Below are 18,601 nucleotides of genomic sequence, written 5' to 3' on the forward strand. Positions count from 1 at the left end.
TCCTATTTTCGTATAGATGAAAGGAGTGAGTATGGAAGTAATGCAATTATTGGCTATGTTTCGTGGAACAATTCCAAAAGATAGGGAGAAAATGGACCTATTTCTTCGTTATCAAGCGCAACATTTTGATGAGAAATGGCAGGATTTGGTAGAGAGTTTTTTGACTAAAGAGGGCAAAATAGAAGAGATACCTCATGTCTATTCGTTTCATCAAGATATTGTTTCTTTCCTAGAGGCCAGTTCTGAAAATAATGACCAAGATTTAGAAAGTTACACAAGAAAATTTGGACAAGCAGGTCTAAGTAAATTATCTCAATTAAGTAATTTTGAGAAAAACTTGGTGCTAGAAGTCGCAACTTATAACCTTTCCACTCGATTTTATATCCAATCTGAAAAAGAGAAGCTAACACCATTAAGTGAGCTTGTATTTCATCAGAATCAGGATGTCAATTTAGTCAATGTCTATCGGGTTGCGAATAATCTATCTGACCGTATTAGTAGAGATATAGAGGAATTTCTTCTAATGGTTGATTCCAAAGAACTAAAAAAAGAACTTCTTGAGATTCATTTTGAAGAAAAAGAGGGAGATGTTCTAGCCTATTTGGGTTCAGAATTGATGGCTACTTTAGATACCGTTACGGATCTTGTCCATCATGAAGAAAACTACACACAACTCCCACTGACACAAAAGCTGAAGATTATTACTCATTTTGATGAAGTGAAAGCTATAAGAGAAAAGTCTAATCAAGTAGAGGAATCTTTATCTCCTTCAAGTGATATTGAACAGGAAACGGAAGAAACGAACTCTTTTTCTAATGTCGATAAAATTGTAGAAGAAGCTTTGAGGGAATATCCAATCGGTTCACAAGTAAGTTATAAAGGACAAGTATTTCAGTTGGTTTCGATTGAAAATGCTCAGTTAAATGACTTGGTTCGCCTAGAACTATTCAGTGATTCCAACCAGTTATTTGAAGAGAATCCTATCTTATACTTGAACAGTTTGGAAGAGATTGAACAAGTATTGTCTCATGTAGAACTTGAAAAAGAAGATTCAGAGATTGAGATTGATCCATCAAGTGAAAGTCAGGAAATAGATTTGTTTTCCTACCTGGAAAAAGATAATGAAAAGGAAACAAAACCTTTAATTTCAGGTATAGAAGAGACGGATGTTACTGTTCAAGATTTTGTTTTTCCAGATGACTTAGAGGACTTTTATCCTAAGACAAATCGAGAAAAGATTGAAACGAATATCGCCGCAATTGAACTTGTTAAAAGATTAGAAAAAGAGGGACGACAAGCGAATCCAGAAGAACAAGAACTACTAGCCAAGTATGTTGGATGGGGTGGTCTTGCCAATGAATTTTTCGATGAACTCAATCCAAAGTACGAATCAGAACGTTTAACTCTTAGGAGCTTAGTAAGTAAATCAGAATACTCCACCATGAAACAAAGTTCTCTTACAGCCTATTATACAGACCCAATGATTATTCGCCAGATTTGGCAAAAATTACTGGATGATGGTTTTGAAGGAGGAAGGATTTTAGATCCTTCTATGGGGACTGGGAACTTCTTTGCGGCTATGCCTAGAAGTATACGAGAGAGGTCAGAACTCTATGGAGTTGAATTAGACAGCGTGACAGGCGCAATCGCAAAACAACTCCACCCCAATACCCATATTGAAGTGCGAGGATTTGAAGAAGTTTCCTATCAAAATAATAGTTTTGATTTAGTCTTAACGAATGTTCCATTTGGAAATTTTCGCATTGCAGATAAAAACTATGATAAACCTTATATGATTCATGATTACTTTGTCAAACACTCACTTGATTTAGTAAGAGATGGAGGACAAGTTTCGATTATCTCTTCTATTGGCACAATGGATAAACGGACAGATAATGTCTTACAAGAGATTAAATCCAACACTAATTTTTTAGGGGGAGTTCGTTTGCCGGATACGGCTTTTAAAAAGATTGCAGGTACTCGAGTGACCACAGACCTCCTCTTCTTTCAAAAGGATCAAGCAAAGAATCTTAATGAAGAGGAACTTGTTTTTAGTGGTTCTATTCCCTTTGAGGAGGATAAGCGTGTCTGGATCAATCCTTATTTTGATGGGAAATACAATACACAAGTTTTGGGTCAATATGAGGTACGTAATTTTAATGGAGGAACCCTCAATGTTAAGGGGGAATCAGAAACATTAGCTACTGACATAATGAAAGCATTAGAGAATGTAGAAGCACCTAAACAAATTGACAATTCTTTGAAAGCACCTGTTTTTATCCAAGAAGAAGTGGATAATTCTATCCCAAGTCGTATACGTGAGGACTTAACGCTCTATTCTTTTGGATATGAGGGAAATCAAATTTATTACCGAGATACGCATGGCATTCGGAAAAGTTCAAAAGTAGACGAAATTAGTTATTATGTAGATGAGAAGGGAGATTTTAAAGCTTGGGATAGTTCTTTGTCTGAACATAAAATAGACCGATTCGTGCAACTTCATTTGACAGATGAGGAAGCACTAGATGTTTACAAGTCAGAAGAAGCGAGTAAAAGAGGGAAATATAAGGGACTGTTCAAAAAAACTGTATTTTATGAAAGCCCCTTATCGGATAAGGACATTGGTCGCATTAAGGGAATGGTTGATTTGAGAGAGACCTATCAATCCTTAATTGAAATTCAACGTCATCCAGATTATAGTCGGGCTGATTTTCAGGAATTGCTTAGTAAACTCAATCGTGAATATGACCGTTTTGTAAGTCAATTTGGATACTTGAATGCTTCCGTTAATCGGAACTTATTTGATAGTGACGATAAGTATTCTTTACTAGCAAGTTTAGAAGATGAATACATCGATTCTAAAGATCAGAAAGTAAAATATAAAAAATCTTTAGCCTTTCAGAAAGCATTGGTTAGGCCAGAGAGAGTGATCGCAAGAGTCTCAACGGCTCTAGATGCCTTAAACTCTAGTTTATCGGATGGTAGAGGGGTTGATTTAGACTATATGGTATCAATTTATCCCGAACATAGCCAAGCTGCTATTTTAGATGAGTTAGGTGACCAGATTTTAATGGATCCAGAAAGCTATTTAAGAGGAGAAAGAAAATATCTTTCTAAGAACCAGTTTTTATCAGGAGACATTCTCAACAAGATAGAAGTAGTTCAACTATTAGTAGAGGAAAACAACCAAGAATATGATTGGAACCATGCTTTAGATTTGTTAGAATCTGTTCGCCCTCCACGGATTCATCTGGCAGATATTGAGTTTAAAATAGGGTCACGTTGGATTCCTCAATCCGTTTATGGTAAATTTGCTTTTGAATGTTTTACCAATCGTGAATTTGAATTGTCTTCGCCAGATGTTGAACAAGTCATTGAAGTGAATCCTGTCGATGGCCAGGTTCATTTAAGGACATCATTTGCTTATCGCTATCCAAGTGCCAAAGATAGTAGTCTTGGAGTCAGTGGGTCACGTTATGATACAGGAAGAAAGATTTTTGAGAATTTACTTAATTCGAACCAACCGACGATTACCATGACTGTTACGGAAGGAGAAAAGAAAAAGACTATCACAGATTTGGAAAAAACCTCTGTTCTAAGAGCAAAAGAGCAGCATTTACAAGAGCTCTTTCAAGAATTTGTCTCACGGTATCCAGAAGTCCAACAGGTCATTGAGGAAAGCTATAATCGTATTTATAATCGAACGGTTAGTCGAGAGTATGACGGTAGCCATCTAGTCATTGATGGCTTGGCACAAAACATCAGTCTTCGCCCTCACCAAGAGAATGCCATTCAAAGAATTGTAGAAGAAAAAAGAGCCTTATTAGCTCATGAGGTAGGTTCAGGAAAGACCTTGACCATGCTTGGTGCTGGGTTTAAATTAAAGGAGTTGGGGATGGTTCATAAGCCCTTGTATGTGGTGCCCTCTAGTTTGTCTGCTCAGTTTGGCCAAGAAATCATGAAATTTTTCCCTACTAAAAAGGTCTTTGTGACCACTAAGAAAGATTTTGTGAAGGCGAGAAGAAAACAATTTGTGTCACGTATTATTACAGGAGATTACGATGCCATTGTTATTGGGGATTCTCAATTTGAAAAAATCCCTGTCAGTAAGGAAAGACAGATGAATTATATAGAGGATAAACTCAATGAACTACGAGAGATTAAAACACATTCTGAAAATAAGTATACCGTTAAAGAAGCAGAGCAATCAATAAGTGGTCTAGAGAAACAATTGGAAGAACTCCAACGCTTTAATCGTGATAGTTTTATTGATTTTGAGAACTTAGGAATTGATTTTCTCTTTGTGGATGAAGCACATCACTTTAAAAATATTCGTCCGATTACCGGCCTTGGAAATGTAGCAGGGATTACCAATACAACGTCTAAGAAGAATGTGGATATGGAAATGAAGGTGCGACAGATTCAGGAAGAACATGATTTTAAGAATATTGTTTTTGCGACAGGAACACCTGTTTCAAATTCAATTAGTGAGTTGTATACTATGATGAACTACATTCAACCGGATATCTTAAAACGCTATCAAGTTGATTATTTTGACTCTTGGGTAGGTGCTTTTGGAGAGATCCAAAACTCTATGGAATTAGCTCCTACAGGGGATAAGTACCAACCTAAGAAACGATTTAAAAAATTTGTCAATCTACCTGAGTTGATGAAAATCTATAAAGAAACAGCCGACATTCAAACACAAGATATGTTAGATTTACCTGTTCCAGAAGCTCGTATTATCCCTATTGAGAGTGAGTTAACTGAAAACCAGAAACTCTATTTAGAAGAATTAGTTATGAGATCAGATGCGGTTAAATGTGGAACAGTTGATCCAAGCCAGGATAACATGTTAAAAATTACGGGTGAGGCACGAAAATTAGCTATTGATATGCGTTTATTGGACTCTAGTTATAGTCTAGCAGACAATCATAAACTGCTTCAGGTAGTGGATAATGTTGAGAGAATTTATCGAGAAGGAATGGAAAATAAGGCTACTCAGATGATTTTTTCAGATATTGGCACACCTAAGAAAAAGGACAATGGCTTTGATGTTTATTCTGAGATTAAGGCATTATTAGTTGATAGAGGAATCCCTAGTAAAGAAATTGCCTTTGTACATGATGCCAATAGTGATGAAAAGAAGAATAGTTTGTCTCGAAAGGTCAATGCAGGAGAGGTGCGGATTCTCCTTGCTTCAACTGAAAAAGGAGGAACAGGTTTAAATGTTCAGAGCAAGATGAAAGCAGTTCATCACCTGGATGTACCGTGGAGACCAAGTGACATTCAGCAACGCAATGGACGGATTATCCGACAGGGAAATGAAAACAAGGAAGTGGATATTTACCACTACATTACCAAAGGTTCGTTTGATAATTATCTATGGGCAACTCAGGAGAACAAACTCCGTTATATTAAGCAGATTATGACTTCTAAGGAGCCGATTCGTGCTGCAGAAGACATTGATGAGCAGACCATGACAGCTTCTGATTTTAAGGCACTAGCAACAGGTAATCCTTATCTCAAATATAAGATGGAACTAGAGAATGATCTAACTCTATTAGAAAATCAAAGACGTGCCTTTCAACGCAGCAAGGATCACTATCGTCATACAATCTCTTACTGTGAAGAAAATATGCCCATTCTTGAGAAACGATTAAGCAAGTATGAAGGCGACATTCAACAGTCGGAAATGTCGAAAGACCAGGTGTTTTCTATGACGGTAGGCAAGCAAGCTTTTGATCAACGAGCTGAAGCAGGGGAATCCCTACACCGTCTTATCCGTCATAATCAAGGTGACAGCAAAGAATTCCGTACCCTAGGCAGTTATCGAGGATTTGACATTAAAATGCTTAGTCTTCCAACAAATCAACCTCTTCCTGAAACTTTCTCTGTTAAGATTGTAGGAGAAAATCAGTATTCTGTCAGTTTAGACTTGTATTCTCCTTTGGGGACAATTCAAAGACTCCAACATACGATAGACCACATTAAAGATGACCAAGTGAAAACTCAGAACTTATTGGATGAATTAAAGGATAAATGGACTACTGCTAAGGTAGAAATTGAGAAAAATTTTCCAAAGGAAGAGGATTATCAAACTAAAAAGGCCGAATACGATGTACTCGCGCCATTGATTGAAACAGAAACGGATTTAGATATTATTGATCAGGCCTTACGACAATTCCACGAAAAAGGAAAAGAAAAGCAAGAACAACTTTCTTTTGAATTAGATTAAAAAATATATATAAATAGCGGACAAGAAAAGAAAAGCGCGGTAGAATAAAGATAGAAAGAAACGAGGTAACGATTATGATGGAAGATACCTATTATCAATTAGAAGAGGCTTTGGTACAGGGATTTCAAACACCTGAAGAATACCAAGCCTATAAGGAGTTAAAGGAACATTATGAGGAAGTGACAGGCGATTACAGCTTTTCTATACGAGAACTTACTAGTCAATTGGAAATCGCTCTTCAGAATCATCGAGGTGTGGACTTTGAAGAACATGAGAAAGAGGAGTATTTGGACTTAGTTCAAAAATTAGAAGAGTTTGATTCCTCTCTTGCCACCCATTATCGTCAATTGATTGACTAGAAAGGAGAAAGTCATGAATGATTTACTCCTTATCCCAGTAATTTTTTTAGCAGTAGGAGGAATTCTCATTCTTTTATGGAGACTCTTTCTTATTGCCAGTGGACTTTTCCTTATTGGTTTTATCAGTTTTCTTATTTTCGTGGAGGTCTATGGAATTTATCTGTTCTTTACTGAACCGACTTTATACTTTGATGATATCAGACAACATGGTTTAACTAGTTTTACGGCTGTGTACCTTTTCATCAATCTGATGTTGGTTCTAGGATTCAGTTGGCGTTTCATAAACTCCAAAACTAAGAAAAGTATGTAAACTTGTTAGATGGTTAAAAAACTTTATCTGAATCTAAATTCGGATAAGGTTTTTTATTAGCCTTGATTCTTTCATATACTTCATAGCTAAATTGGAGCAGTAATTTATGAAAATCATTATCCTCACTGTTATTACTTGTATTTATGGCTTGTTTATGTCGTTCAATATGAGAAAGAGCTCTTCTCAAATTTTCTTCTTTTGAATTTTTCATAGTTACATTATAAGCTGAAGACAGATAGTTTTGATATTTTTCTCTGAACTGTACGATTTTGCTTCTTAAATGTAGGAATCACCTTTTATTATGGTGTGATAAAACTTACAAGTCCTTTTTGTTATTCTTGACCTAGTTTTTATAGAAAGAAGGTCTAAGATGTTAAATAAAGTCAAAACTAAAGCCTTAATTAGTGTTGGAGCAGTGGCTGCAACTAGCTTTATTCTCATGATGGGATATACTGCTGGTCAACACTCGACTGCTAAACAAAGTCGTAAAGAGATTGAATTAGCTGCAGCTAAACTTGTAGAGGACAAACAAGCAGAAGATAAAGCAAGTATTTTGTCATCGGATACTGTAAAAGAATTTTTGACACAGTACTATACGAAAGAAAAACTAGGGGAAAATAATACACGTATTCAACCTTATATGACTGAATCAGCTTATTCTCAAGAATTGTCAAGTCAAAATGATGCCATGAACCAAGTGTATAAGGATTATATTTTGGATTATCATTTTGAAAAAGCTGATATCTTTGTTAATCAGACTACGAATCAAGCCATTGCCATGGTCTCTTATAATGTAACCTATGTATCTGATTTAAAGAATGCCAACCAATCAAAGACCAATCAAACAGAAACCAGAACGGTTAAGTTGTCTTATTCGAAACTACCTGGTAAGTTATTGGTCAATCAAGTACAGGTTTGGAAATCTGGGTTGGATGATTTAGATAAGGCAACTTCCAAAACTTTAGAAGAATCATCATCAGTTCCATCACTACCAAATACTACGACAAAATGATGATGTTTTATGAATATAGAGGAATGTAAGCAAATTTCAATTCTTGATGTAGCCAATCGTTTAGGTATCTCCTTTAAACAAGTTTCGAGCAGTGTATATGAACATCCTGAACACGATTCATTTCGGATTTTTTCAACTACTAATACTTTTAAATGGTTTTCAAGAGATATTCAAGGTGATGTTATTGATTTTGTTCGCCTAGTTAAAGGAATTTCTTTTAGAGAAGCTCTATCTTTTCTTTCTGAAGAACCTTTTCAAAAAGGCATTGTTCAAGAAAAAAGAGAGAGACCATTTTATTATCCTTTAAAGTCAATAGAAGATTCTGACTGTCGTTTGACCAGATATTACTTAACAGAATGTAGAGGAATCTCAGAAGAAATCGTACAAAAGATGATTCAACAAGGTCTGATTACACAAGCCAGTTGGAAAACAAATGAAACAGTTGAACCTGTTATTGTTTTTAAAAGTTTTGATCATCGTCACAAACTGCAGGCGGCAAGCCTACAAGGGATTTATAAGAATCACTCTCTTCCTAGAGAGAGGCTGAAAACGATTCTAAAAGGAAGCCATGGACATATTGGAATATCCTTTGATATTGGTAAACCAAATAGACTGGTCTTTTGTGAATCGTTCGTCGACTTGATGAGCTATTACGAGCTTCATCAACAAAGTCTATCTGATGTTCGTTTGGTATCTATGGAAGGATTAAAAAGGTCTATTGTTGCTTATCAAACTTTACGACTGATAGCTGAAGAAAATCAGAAGTTGGAATTTTTGGATACAGTAATACCTTCAAAGTTATTGCCTTTAATCAATACAATTCGTGATACCACCAGCTATTTTGATAATCATCCTGATTTATTGACACTTGCGGTAGATTGTGATGATGCAGGTAAAGAATTTTCTGATAAGTTATCTCAATCAGGATTTCCTGTTTTACTGGATTTGCCTGATAATGAATCTGGGAAAGAAAAACGAGACTGGAATGATGTCCTTAGAGAAAACAAATCAGATTTACAATTGATGCTTGAGTCTGCAAAAGAGACATTTGGGAATCAGCCAGTAAGACAAACCTCTCAATGTTTAGAATTGTGATAACAAAATCAAGATGTTTTAGCTAATATTAAAATGAAGGAGGATCGTATATGACCATAATCGAACGCTTAGAAGAAAAGGTCACTAGGCAAGAAAGTAAGGTAGCAAGAGAGACAGAAAAACTAGCTGCTTACAAAGAACAACTGGAGACAGCGATGTTTGCGACGTTCAAAAGGCGTCAAAGCATCAGTCACATGAGTTTTGAAGAAGCTCTTGACCATGCCTTTGGTAAAGAAAGACAATTCGATGATTCTGAATCTAGAAAGGATGAAATGAGTGAATGACAAAAGATTGGAATTTTAATCAACCATTAGAAAGTAAATCAGAAAATCAAGAAGATCCAGATAAAATTGCGGCCTTATTTGGAAATCATCAAGGAGGTAATGATGTAAATTATGAAGCAGCTTTTCAAAAGCGCAAACAAGCACCTGTAACGGAATCAAATCCTAGTTCTAAACCCAAAGTTACAGAGGTTAGAACAGGAAAAGAGACAGATATCACTACAAGTTATCAGCAACATCTTAAAAGACTTATTGCGGATAACAATAGTGATATTCAAAGCAGTCAAAAGAAAATTGAAGAGCTACATACTTTGATTGACACTAAGAATAAAGACAATAAGAAATTGCAGTCCATTTATGATGCGATTTCCGAATTACACTAAGCAGTCCTGATAGGCTGCTTTTTTTGAGAGGTTATAGATGTTTACAACATTTTTTAAGAAAAATCACGACAATAGTGATGTATTTAAGAAGCTAATTCATAGACTATCTGATATGTCTGTCCAAGATCTTGAAAAAATAGACCGACTGCTAGATATCATTTTCACTCCAGATCAAGAATCAGAACAAGTAAAAACAGAATCAATTTATAGGGAAGAAACATTGGACGACACATTAAAGGAAGCTAAGAATCAACTTCATAAGGAACAATTGGAGAAGAATTTAGAGAGATTTAGAAAAAACAATAAATAATGCACCAAAAATGGTGCATTTACTTTTTCTAAATGTTATAATGGTGTTATCAAATGAAAGGAGTTTGCCATGATTGGAAAGAACATAAAATCCTTACGTAAAACACATGACTTAACACAACTCGAATTTGCACGGATTGTAGGTATTTCACGAAATAGTCTGAGTCGTTATGAAAATGGAACGAGTTCAGTCTCTACCGAATTAATAGACATCATTTGTCAGAAGTTTAATGTATCTTATGTCGATATTGTAGGAGAAGATAAAATGCTCAATCCTGTTGAAGATTATGAATTGACTTTAAAAATTGAAATTGTGAAAGAAAGAGGTGCTAATCTATTATCTCGACTCTATCGTTATCAAGATAGTCAGGGAATTAGTATTGATGATGAATCTAATCCTTGGATTTTAATGAGTGATGATCTATCTGACTTGATTCATACGAATATCTATTTAGTAGAAAATTTTGATGAAATTGAGAGGTATAGCGGCTATTTGGATGGAATTGAACGTATGTTAGAGATGTCTGAAAAACGGATGGTAGCCTAATGGAAATCCAAGATTATACTGATAGTGAATTCAAACATGCTCTAGCACGGAATCTTCGTTCACTGACAAGAGGAAAAAAGTCCAGTAAGCAACCTATAGCAATTTTGCTTGGAGGGCAAAGTGGTGCTGGTAAGACTACAATTCATCGTATTAAACAGAAAGAATTTCAAGGAAATATTGTTATCATAGATGGTGATAGTTTTCGTTCTCAGCATCCACACTATTCAGGACTGCAGCAAGAATATGGCAAAGATAGTGTAGAATACACCAAAGATTTTGCAGGGAAAATGGTAGAGTCTTTAGTAACAGAATTGAGTCATTTGGGATACAATCTTTTGATAGAGGGAACTTTACGAACGATTGATGTTCCAAAGAAAACAGCACAACTCTTGAAAAGTAGGGGATATGAAGTACAATTAGCCTTGATTGCGACAAAGCCTAAGCTGTCCTATCTGAGCACCCTTATCCGATATGAAGAACTATACGCTATCAATCCAAATCAAGCACGTGCAACTCCAAAAGAACATCATGATTTCATTGTAAATCATCTAGTTGATAATACACGGCAATTGGAAGAACTAGCTATCTTTGAAAGAATTCAAATTTACCAACGAGATAGAAGTTGTGTATATGATTCAAAAGAAAATACAACTTCAGCAGCAACCGTTCTTCATGATTTACTATTTGGAGAATGGAATCAAGTGGAGAAAGAGATGCTTAAATCTGGAGAAGAAAGATTGAAAGATTTAACTAATTGAAATGGTTTGTAGAGTTAGATTTTTAAAATAAAGTCTATTGGATCGTTAATTAAAAAATAACGATTCTTTTTTATATTCTCTATTTTCTTCTTCATATTTTTTCAAAAGTTTTAGCATTCTTCAGTGATGATTTCCTAACAATAAAAGTACGAATTTAGCGCAGTTTATGATTATTTTAAATCTTGAGGGTTATTAAACTCTTGATTTTTTCAACAAGCTATGGTATCCTTTTGTTAGTTAATAAACTTACAAAAGGAGAATAAATGTTTTCACCTACTAAATTAAAAAGAAAAAGAGAAAGTCAAGGATTATCTCAATCTCAACTTGCATCCAGTTTGGGAATTAGTAGAGCCTCATACTTTAATTGGGAATCAGGTAAAACAAAGCCTAATCAAAACAATTTAAGCAAATTGAGTGAGATTTTGAATGTAGATCTTCGATATTTTGAATCAGAGTATGAAATAGTTGAAATCTATCTCAAACTAACGGAAAGGAATCAAGAAGCAACACTTCATTATGCTACAGAATTGTTGAACAAACAGAATGCAAAGGTTGTAGACATTCCTCAGCGTTTTGCCTATAAGGTCTACGAAAAATTATCAGCTGGTACAGGAACAGCTTATTTTGATGATGGTAATTACGATACAGTTTACTTCGATCATCAATTTGATTATGATTTTGCATCGTGGGTGTTTGGTAATTCAATGGAACCGACATATGAAAATGGTTCGGTAGCCCTTATTAAGCAAACGGGATTTGATTATGACGGGGTTATCTATGCGATAGATTGGGATGGTCAAACCTATATTAAGAAAGTGTATCGTGAAGAAAATGGGCTTCGATTAGTTTCACTCAATCGGAACTATTCAGATAAGTTTGCGCCTTATGATGAGAATCCTCGTATCATAGGGAAAATCGTTGGAAACTTTATGCCTTTAGAGGATTGAGTATGACTTGGTTTGATTATAGTCTCGAACCAAAGAGTGACGTTGCATTTATTGATATGAAATCTTTTTACGCAAGTGTAGAGTGTGTCGATAGAGGCTTACATCCACTTAAGACTTCGCTTTGTGTTATGAGTCGTGCAGATAATTCTGCCGGGTTAATCCTTGCTTCCTCTCCTATGTTTAAAAAGGTCTTTGGAAAATCAAACGTTGGACGTTCCTATGATTTACCATTTGATGTAAAAACTAGGAAGTTCTCTTACTATAACGCTAAGAAGCAAGGTTTACCGACAACGATTGATTATGTGCGTTTTATTGAGGAATGGGCAAAATCAACTGTGATTGTTCCTCCGAGAATGGATACTTATATAGCAGTCAATATGGAAATTCAAAAAATCTTTCAAGATTTTGCGGCACCAGACGATATTTATCCTTATTCAATTGATGAAGGATTTATTGATTTAACAAGTTCATTAAATTATTTTGTGCCAGATAAAAGTATTAGTCGGAAAGATAAATTAGATATTATCTCGGCTGCTATTCAAAAAAAGATTTGGAGAAAAACAGGAATCTATTCAACGGTAGGTATGTCTAACGCCAATCCCTTATTAGCTAAGTTGGCACTTGATAATGAAGCTAAAAAGACTCCGACAATGAGAGCTAATTGGTCCTATGAGGATATAGAAAAGAAAGTATGGGCTATTCCTAAAATGACAGATTTCTGGGGAATTGGAAATAGAATGGAGAAGAGATTACATAATCTAAGTATCTTTTCGATTAAAGAATTGGCACAGGCTAATCCTGACTTGATTAAAAAAGAGCTTGGGATTATGGGACTAGAGTTGTGGTTTCACGCTAATGGTATTGATGAAAGTAATGTTCATAAACCTTATAAGCCGAAGTCAAAAGGGATAGGGAACTCTCAAGTTTTACCTAGAGATTATGTCAAACAAAGAGATATTGAAATTATACTTCGTGAAATGGCAGAACAAGTTGCAGTTAGATTGAGAAGAGCTGGTAAAAAAGCGACTGTGGTTTCTATACACTTAGGATATTCTAAAGTAGAACAGAAACGATCTATTCATACTCAAATGAAGATTGAACCGACCAATCAAACAGCATTACTGACAAATTACGTTTTAAAGTTATTTAACACTAAATATACTTCAGGAGCTATTAGGAATGTTGCGGTTAACTATTCTGGTTTAGTAGATGAATCCTTTGGATTGATTTCATTATTTGATGATATTGAGAAAATAGAAAAAGAAGAAAGGCTCCAGTCCGCAATCGATGCTATTCGAACAGAATTTGGTTTTACTTCACTATTGAAAGGAAATGCCCTGGATCAGGCTTCTAGAACAATTGCAAGAAGTAAACTCATTGGTGGTCATTCAGCTGGAGGATTAGATGGGCTAAAATGATGAATCGTTCTTATTTGCCGTTTTTATCTGCAAGAGAGTATCAAGATCGTGGGATGGCTAAGTGGATGGGATTCTTTTTGTCAGAACATTCAAGTTCTCTTTGGGAAGAAAAAAATAAAGAAGATGTCTCAATTACTTTATCAATGGAAGTGAAAGTTTTACTTGTTCGTCAACTTTATACGAATACATTCCCTGCAACGTTTATTTTTAAGCACTCAAATAGAAGAAAAGTAGTATCGGGTATTGTTAAAGAAATTGGGAAAGAGTTTATATCTATAAAATCAGACATTGGATTTCTTCGATTAGAATGGTTAGATATACTTGATATCCAGATAGAAGGTGAGGAATTACATGAATCGTAAAGAATTATATGACGATAAATTGCAGCTAGATTATTTTTCTGATTCTTATTTACGATTTGAGTCAGATTTTTACAAGTATTCTGCTTTAGATATACCATTAACATTTATTACCGATGATATTTTACGCACAATGGCTATGTCTCAAAAACATTATTTTAAACTTGACAAAAGTAAATCTTTAGACGGTCGGGACCATTACTTTGTTTTTTCTATCAAGATGAATAAAGATAGTAGTGGGATTAGGCAGTATGAATATCAGAGACATTGCTTTAGTTTATGAAAATTATTGAACAATTGAAAACAAAAATCAATAGATAAAATTAAAGATTAATAAAATAATTTTAATTGTGAAACAAGAAATATAGTAGTTGAATAAATAAATTAAAAAACATCACGACTGTTTTAATACTATAATTAAAAACTATCTCATTCTAATATTGATAACATCCAAAAAAATAATAGGAGGCGATGAATTAACTATTTCGTTTGACATGATTATAAAGGAAAAATTAGGACTCTAAGTAATTCTATAACAATACTGGAGGCTGGGTAAAACTCAATTTGAGGAGAAAATGAAGTAAATCTTTCCACAAGAATGCATATTATTAAGGTTTTAGATACCTGATAATATGCGTTTTTTTATTTTAAAGACTTTTTACGTGACTATTAGTCCGTCTCGCTCCGCTAGGTGTGAGACGGACTAATAGTCACATAGTGAAAGCCAGCGTCTTTAGACGCTAGCTAGTAATCTGAACTTATAGCCCTAGCACAGATCACCCGTTTGACGGATGGTCATGATTTTAAATTATAATTAAAAGATTACGACTTTTATTAAATAGAATTTAGTGATATTTTAGAAGATTTTTTCGAAACAATGAAACTATTATCTCAAACTAGAAATATTGGAAGAAGTTAAAAAAATTTTTTGTATATATTGATTAGATATAAAAATTTAAATATGATTGCGTTTTCAAAAATGTTGTATTTTATTGTGTTATTTCTTGACAATTCAAATTAGAAAATATATGATAAAGATAATGACAGCGGTGTCATTTTCTCTATTTTAAGAAAAGTAATAATAAATTGTAAATTAATAAAAATATTGGAGGTCCTTATGAAACACATTTTTCATAATGAAGTATTTAGCATTCGTAAATTGAAAGTTGGAACATGCTCAGTTTTATTGGCTATTTCAATTTTTGGAAGCCAAAGTATTTTAGCTGATGAAGTTGGTACTACTACATCACAGATTGATACAAAAGAGATTTCTAATGTAACTACCAATGATTTAGGCTACTCTCAAAATATTTCTAATAATGATTCTATTGGAAGTATCGATACTAATTCATCTACTAATAATTTAGATAGTTTGTCAGGTGTTAATCGTGATAACTCTAATAATACTATTCATTCTGATTCACAAGATAATAAAACTGTTGAATCTATAGAAAAATCTAATAATGAAAGTAAGAATAGTAAAGAAGATATTGTAAATGATAGCACTATAAAAAAAGATTTTGAAAAAATTGCTTTAAATGTAAAAGATTATGGTGCAGTAGGCGATGGGGTTAATGATGACCGACAAGCAATTCAGGATACAATAGATGCAGCTGCTAAAGGATTAGGTGGAGGGAAAGTATATTTTCCTGAGGGGACTTATTTAGTTAAAGAGATTGTCTTTTTGAGAAGTCATACACACCTAGAAGTACATGAAAAAGCTACCATATTAAATGGTATCAATATCAAAAATCATCCTTCTATTGTATTCATGACAGGTTTATTCACTGACGATGGAGATCAAGTTGAGTGGGAACCAACTGAAGATATCAGTTACTCTGGTGGAACAATTGATATGAACGGAGCTTTGAATGAAGAGAGGACAAAAGCTAAGAATCTCCCTTTGATTAATTCTTCAGGAGCCTTTGCTATAGGAAATTCAAAAAACGTAACAATAAGTAATGTTACCTTTAAAGATAGCTATCAGGGGCATGCCATTCAAATTGCAGGTTCAAAAAATGTACTAGTAGATAACTCTCGTTTTTTGGGACAAGCTCTTCCTAAGACTATGAAGGATGGTCAGATCATCAGTAAGGAGTCTATTCAAATAGAGCCATTAACCAGAAAAGGCTTTCCATATGCATTAAATGATAATGGTCAAAAATCTGAAAATGTAACGATTCAAAATTCTTATTTTGGTAAAAGTGAAAAATCAGGTGAATTAGTAACTGCAATTGGGACACATTATCAAACTGCAACAACTGAAAATCCTTCAAATATTAAAATTCTAAATAATCATTTTGATAATATGATGTATGCGGGTGTTCGCTTTACAGGATTTACTGATATTTTAATAAAAGGAAATAGGTTTGATAAGAAAACTAAAGAGGAAAGTGAACACTATCGTGAAAATGGTGCTGCTTTAGTTAATGCTTATAGTTATAAAAATGTTAAAGACGTATTAGATCTGAATAAACATGTGACTATTACTGAAAATGTATTTAATATTGCTGATGCTAAAACAAAAGCAATACGTGTTGCAAAAGATAGTGCAGACTATCTTGGAAAAGTGTCTGATATTACTGTAACAAAGAATATCATTCATAATAATTCGAAAAATACTGAACAGCCAAACATTGAAATGTTAAGAGTCAGCGACAATTTGGTAGTGTCTGATAATATCATTTCAGGCGGTAAAGACGGAATCGTAATTGAAGAATCTGCTGGAAGTATCACTGTCTTAAATAATCAACTTTCCAATTTAACAGGAAATCACGTTTCTTTACTTAAAACAGATTTTAAAGGGACTAGTTCAGACACAAATAATAATGTTGGTGATTTTAATATTATAACTGAGAATGAAAGTTATAAAATCTTTTCTCAAAATTCAGATAACCACTCAGATAATCATGTGGAGGAATTAAAACCTGTAGTTGAAAACAAAAATAATTTAGCTAATAATTACTCAGCAAATAGTGTAGATGATAAAATTGAAAAATCAAATCATGATTCAGATAATGTAGTAACAGTAGAAATTTCACAAAAACAAGATGATGTAACCAATATTAGTGAAGTAGTGAAGGTAAAAGATAATCAACATGCATTACCAAAAACTGGATTAAATAAAATGGCTGAGATGGTTATAACTGTATTTGGAATTTGCCTTCTATTTGGACAATGGAGTTTAAAACGTCGTTATGAAGATAGATAGAATTTGCTCAATACAAGGTAGCGCTAAAGAGAACGAAGATAGCGTAGATTACAAAAACCAATATTTCTGGATTATAGATGGAGCAACAGATTTATTTAATGCAAAAGACTCTATAGGTTATTCAGTTTCAGAAGTATCTCATCTTATTTCTGAGTGTCTCAAGCAGTATTGTAACGATTCTTTATCATTGAAGAAAATTTTCGAGCTTGCTTTAGATGACGTTAGAAAAAGAATTAAGATAGATAAGTGTGAGTTTGATGATTATTCCCAGTTGCCAACATTTGCCTTTATTTTTGCAAAATTATCCGGTTTAAAATTAGAATACATAATGGTTGGCGATTGTGTTATGATAGTCAACAATCAAGTGATTACAGATCATAGAGTAGATTGTCTTTTTGAGCAAGGAAAATTTGCAATCAAATCTAATCATGAAGTTGATAAAAAGACAATATTACAAAATATTAGGAAGCTAGCTAATAAACCAGAAGGATATTGGATAGGTTCACTAGACAAAAGTAGTATAAATCATGTTTTAAATGGTAGTTTGGAAGTAACTAGTAATCATATTGTTTTAATGACTGATGGTTTTTACGACTTTTATACTCAAAATTCAGGCTACTCTTTTGAAGAATTGATTGAAATAAGAAAAAAATCTAGAAATATTGATCCTATTTATGGAAAAAAAGATGATGCAAGTATTTTGATTATTGAGGTTAGATAATGTTGAGAAGCAATTTTGACAATGAAATCATTGAATTGTCAAACAATCTAGAAGATATATGGGACTCTATAATAAAAAAGTATGAAATAATATTTGACACTCTAACCGAAGTTCAAAAACAAAGTATTGTAGATAATGATTTAGTTATCAATGAAGCAGTTGTTGAAATAGATATGAAAGGAATCGAACTAATCTGTTTACAACATCCTGTTTCTGTTGATTTGAGAAAAATTATAACTATAGTAAAATTATCTACAGATATTGAACGTATTGGTGATCGAATCATTGAAATAGTTAAGAAATTAAAAAATATTCATACAATGCATGAATGGGGACCATTATTTTATGAAATGCTAAAAATACATTTTATTCTAGGGGATCACTTAAAGAAAACTCTAACATGGTATAAGAATAGAAACTATGAACCTGACGTATATGACTATAATAAAAAATGTAAGTTGATATCTGGTCTATGTCAAAAACTAGGAGATAAAGCAGTAGAGAATTTTCTTATTGAACCCAAAAATGTTGATGAAGCTATTGTATTTTTAGAAGTTGTTAATATTCTTGATAAGATATCCCATACAACACAATCTATTTATAAATGGTTAGATTATCAGGAAAGAGGAGTATTATAGATAAAGAGGAGTAAA

The 18,601-nt window shown here is 33.7% G+C and carries 18 protein-coding genes; 17 read left to right on the top strand and 1 reads right to left on the bottom strand.

Annotated features, from left to right (window positions below):
• Positions 1-31 precede the first annotated feature (31 nt).
• The 3 genes from MK403_RS06110 to MK403_RS06120 all read left to right on the top strand — a co-directional run bounded on the left by MK403_RS06110 (position 32) and on the right by MK403_RS06120 (position 6,907).
• Positions 32-6,238 (top strand): DEAD/DEAH box helicase family protein, encoded by a 6,207-nt coding sequence (locus MK403_RS06110; RefSeq protein WP_268709285.1) that lies wholly within the window; start codon positions 32-34, stop codon positions 6,236-6,238.
• Between the two features lie 74 nt (positions 6,239-6,312).
• Positions 6,313-6,597, top strand: coding sequence for a DUF5962 family protein (locus MK403_RS06115; protein WP_000969635.1), 285 nt, complete (start codon positions 6,313-6,315; stop codon positions 6,595-6,597).
• Between the two features lie 13 nt (positions 6,598-6,610).
• Positions 6,611-6,907, top strand: a complete 297-nt coding sequence (locus tag MK403_RS06120) for a DUF5966 family protein (RefSeq protein ID WP_075567415.1) — start codon at positions 6,611-6,613, stop codon at positions 6,905-6,907.
• Between the two features lie 13 nt (positions 6,908-6,920).
• Here MK403_RS06120 and MK403_RS06125 read toward each other — a convergent pair whose 3' ends face one another.
• Positions 6,921-7,118: a hypothetical protein gene (locus MK403_RS06125; RefSeq protein ID WP_096422013.1), complete on the bottom strand. Its 198-nt coding sequence runs from the start codon at positions 7,116-7,118 to the stop codon at positions 6,921-6,923.
• Between the two features lie 159 nt (positions 7,119-7,277).
• Between MK403_RS06125 and MK403_RS06130 the strand changes: the two genes are divergently transcribed.
• The 14 genes from MK403_RS06130 (at position 7,278) to MK403_RS06195 (ending at position 18,586) form a co-directional block, all read left to right on the top strand.
• On the top strand, positions 7,278-7,919 hold the full coding sequence (locus MK403_RS06130) for a peptidylprolyl isomerase (RefSeq protein WP_261044535.1): 642 nt from the start codon (positions 7,278-7,280) through the stop codon (positions 7,917-7,919).
• 9 nt (positions 7,920-7,928) lie between these two features.
• Positions 7,929-9,014 carry a toprim domain-containing protein gene (locus MK403_RS06135; RefSeq protein ID WP_268709286.1) on the top strand — a complete coding sequence of 362 codons (1,086 nt, stop codon included), beginning with the start codon at positions 7,929-7,931 and terminating at the stop codon, positions 9,012-9,014.
• A gap of 50 nt (positions 9,015-9,064) precedes the next feature.
• A complete protein-coding gene (locus MK403_RS06140) occupies positions 9,065-9,298 on the top strand; it encodes a DUF5965 family protein (RefSeq protein WP_000152421.1) in 234 nt (77 codons plus the stop codon).
• Positions 9,295-9,678, top strand: a complete 384-nt coding sequence (locus MK403_RS06145; protein WP_000159212.1) for a DUF5945 family protein — start codon at positions 9,295-9,297, stop codon at positions 9,676-9,678. Before MK403_RS06140 ends, MK403_RS06145 begins: the two co-directional genes overlap by 4 nt.
• A gap of 37 nt (positions 9,679-9,715) precedes the next feature.
• Positions 9,716-9,988 (top strand): hypothetical protein, encoded by a 273-nt coding sequence (locus tag MK403_RS06150; protein WP_000495440.1) that lies wholly within the window; start codon positions 9,716-9,718, stop codon positions 9,986-9,988.
• Positions 9,989-10,057: 69 nt separating this feature from the next.
• A complete protein-coding gene (gene pezA, locus MK403_RS06155; RefSeq protein ID WP_000579606.1) occupies positions 10,058-10,534 on the top strand; it encodes a type II toxin-antitoxin system antitoxin PezA in 477 nt (158 codons plus the stop codon).
• A complete protein-coding gene (gene pezT / locus MK403_RS06160; RefSeq protein ID WP_268709287.1) occupies positions 10,534-11,292 on the top strand; it encodes a type II toxin-antitoxin system toxin PezT in 759 nt (252 codons plus the stop codon). Before pezA ends, pezT begins: the two co-directional genes overlap by 1 nt.
• Positions 11,293-11,555: 263 nt before the next feature.
• Complete coding sequence (locus MK403_RS06165; protein WP_268709288.1) at positions 11,556-12,239, top strand: LexA family transcriptional regulator; 684 nt, start codon at positions 11,556-11,558, stop codon at positions 12,237-12,239.
• A 2-nt stretch (positions 12,240-12,241) separates the two neighbouring features.
• Positions 12,242-13,657: a Y-family DNA polymerase gene (locus MK403_RS06170; protein WP_250316010.1), complete on the top strand. Its 1,416-nt coding sequence runs from the start codon at positions 12,242-12,244 to the stop codon at positions 13,655-13,657.
• Positions 13,654-14,019, top strand: coding sequence for a hypothetical protein (locus MK403_RS06175; protein WP_000981958.1), 366 nt, complete (start codon positions 13,654-13,656; stop codon positions 14,017-14,019). The genes MK403_RS06170 and MK403_RS06175 overlap by 4 nt, the downstream gene beginning before the upstream one ends.
• Positions 14,009-14,299, top strand: a complete 291-nt coding sequence (locus MK403_RS06180) for a DUF5960 family protein (protein WP_001080185.1) — start codon at positions 14,009-14,011, stop codon at positions 14,297-14,299. Before MK403_RS06175 ends, MK403_RS06180 begins: the two co-directional genes overlap by 11 nt.
• Before the next feature lie 834 nt (positions 14,300-15,133).
• A complete protein-coding gene (locus MK403_RS06185; RefSeq protein WP_268709289.1) occupies positions 15,134-17,227 on the top strand; it encodes a glycosyl hydrolase family 28-related protein in 2,094 nt (697 codons plus the stop codon).
• Positions 17,214-17,948, top strand: a complete 735-nt coding sequence (locus tag MK403_RS06190; RefSeq protein WP_268709290.1) for a PP2C family serine/threonine-protein phosphatase — start codon at positions 17,214-17,216, stop codon at positions 17,946-17,948. Before MK403_RS06185 ends, MK403_RS06190 begins: the two co-directional genes overlap by 14 nt.
• The gene (locus MK403_RS06195) at positions 17,948-18,586 is read left to right on the top strand and encodes a phosphate signaling complex PhoU family protein (protein ID WP_268709291.1); all 639 of its coding nucleotides are present in this window, start codon (positions 17,948-17,950) and stop codon (positions 18,584-18,586) included. The genes MK403_RS06190 and MK403_RS06195 overlap by 1 nt, the downstream gene beginning before the upstream one ends.
• Positions 18,587-18,601: the final 15 nt, after the last annotated feature.

Source organism: Streptococcus oralis (genome assembly GCF_026782285.1).
GTDB classification, from domain to species: Bacteria; Bacillota; Bacilli; order Lactobacillales; family Streptococcaceae; genus Streptococcus; species Streptococcus oralis_CG.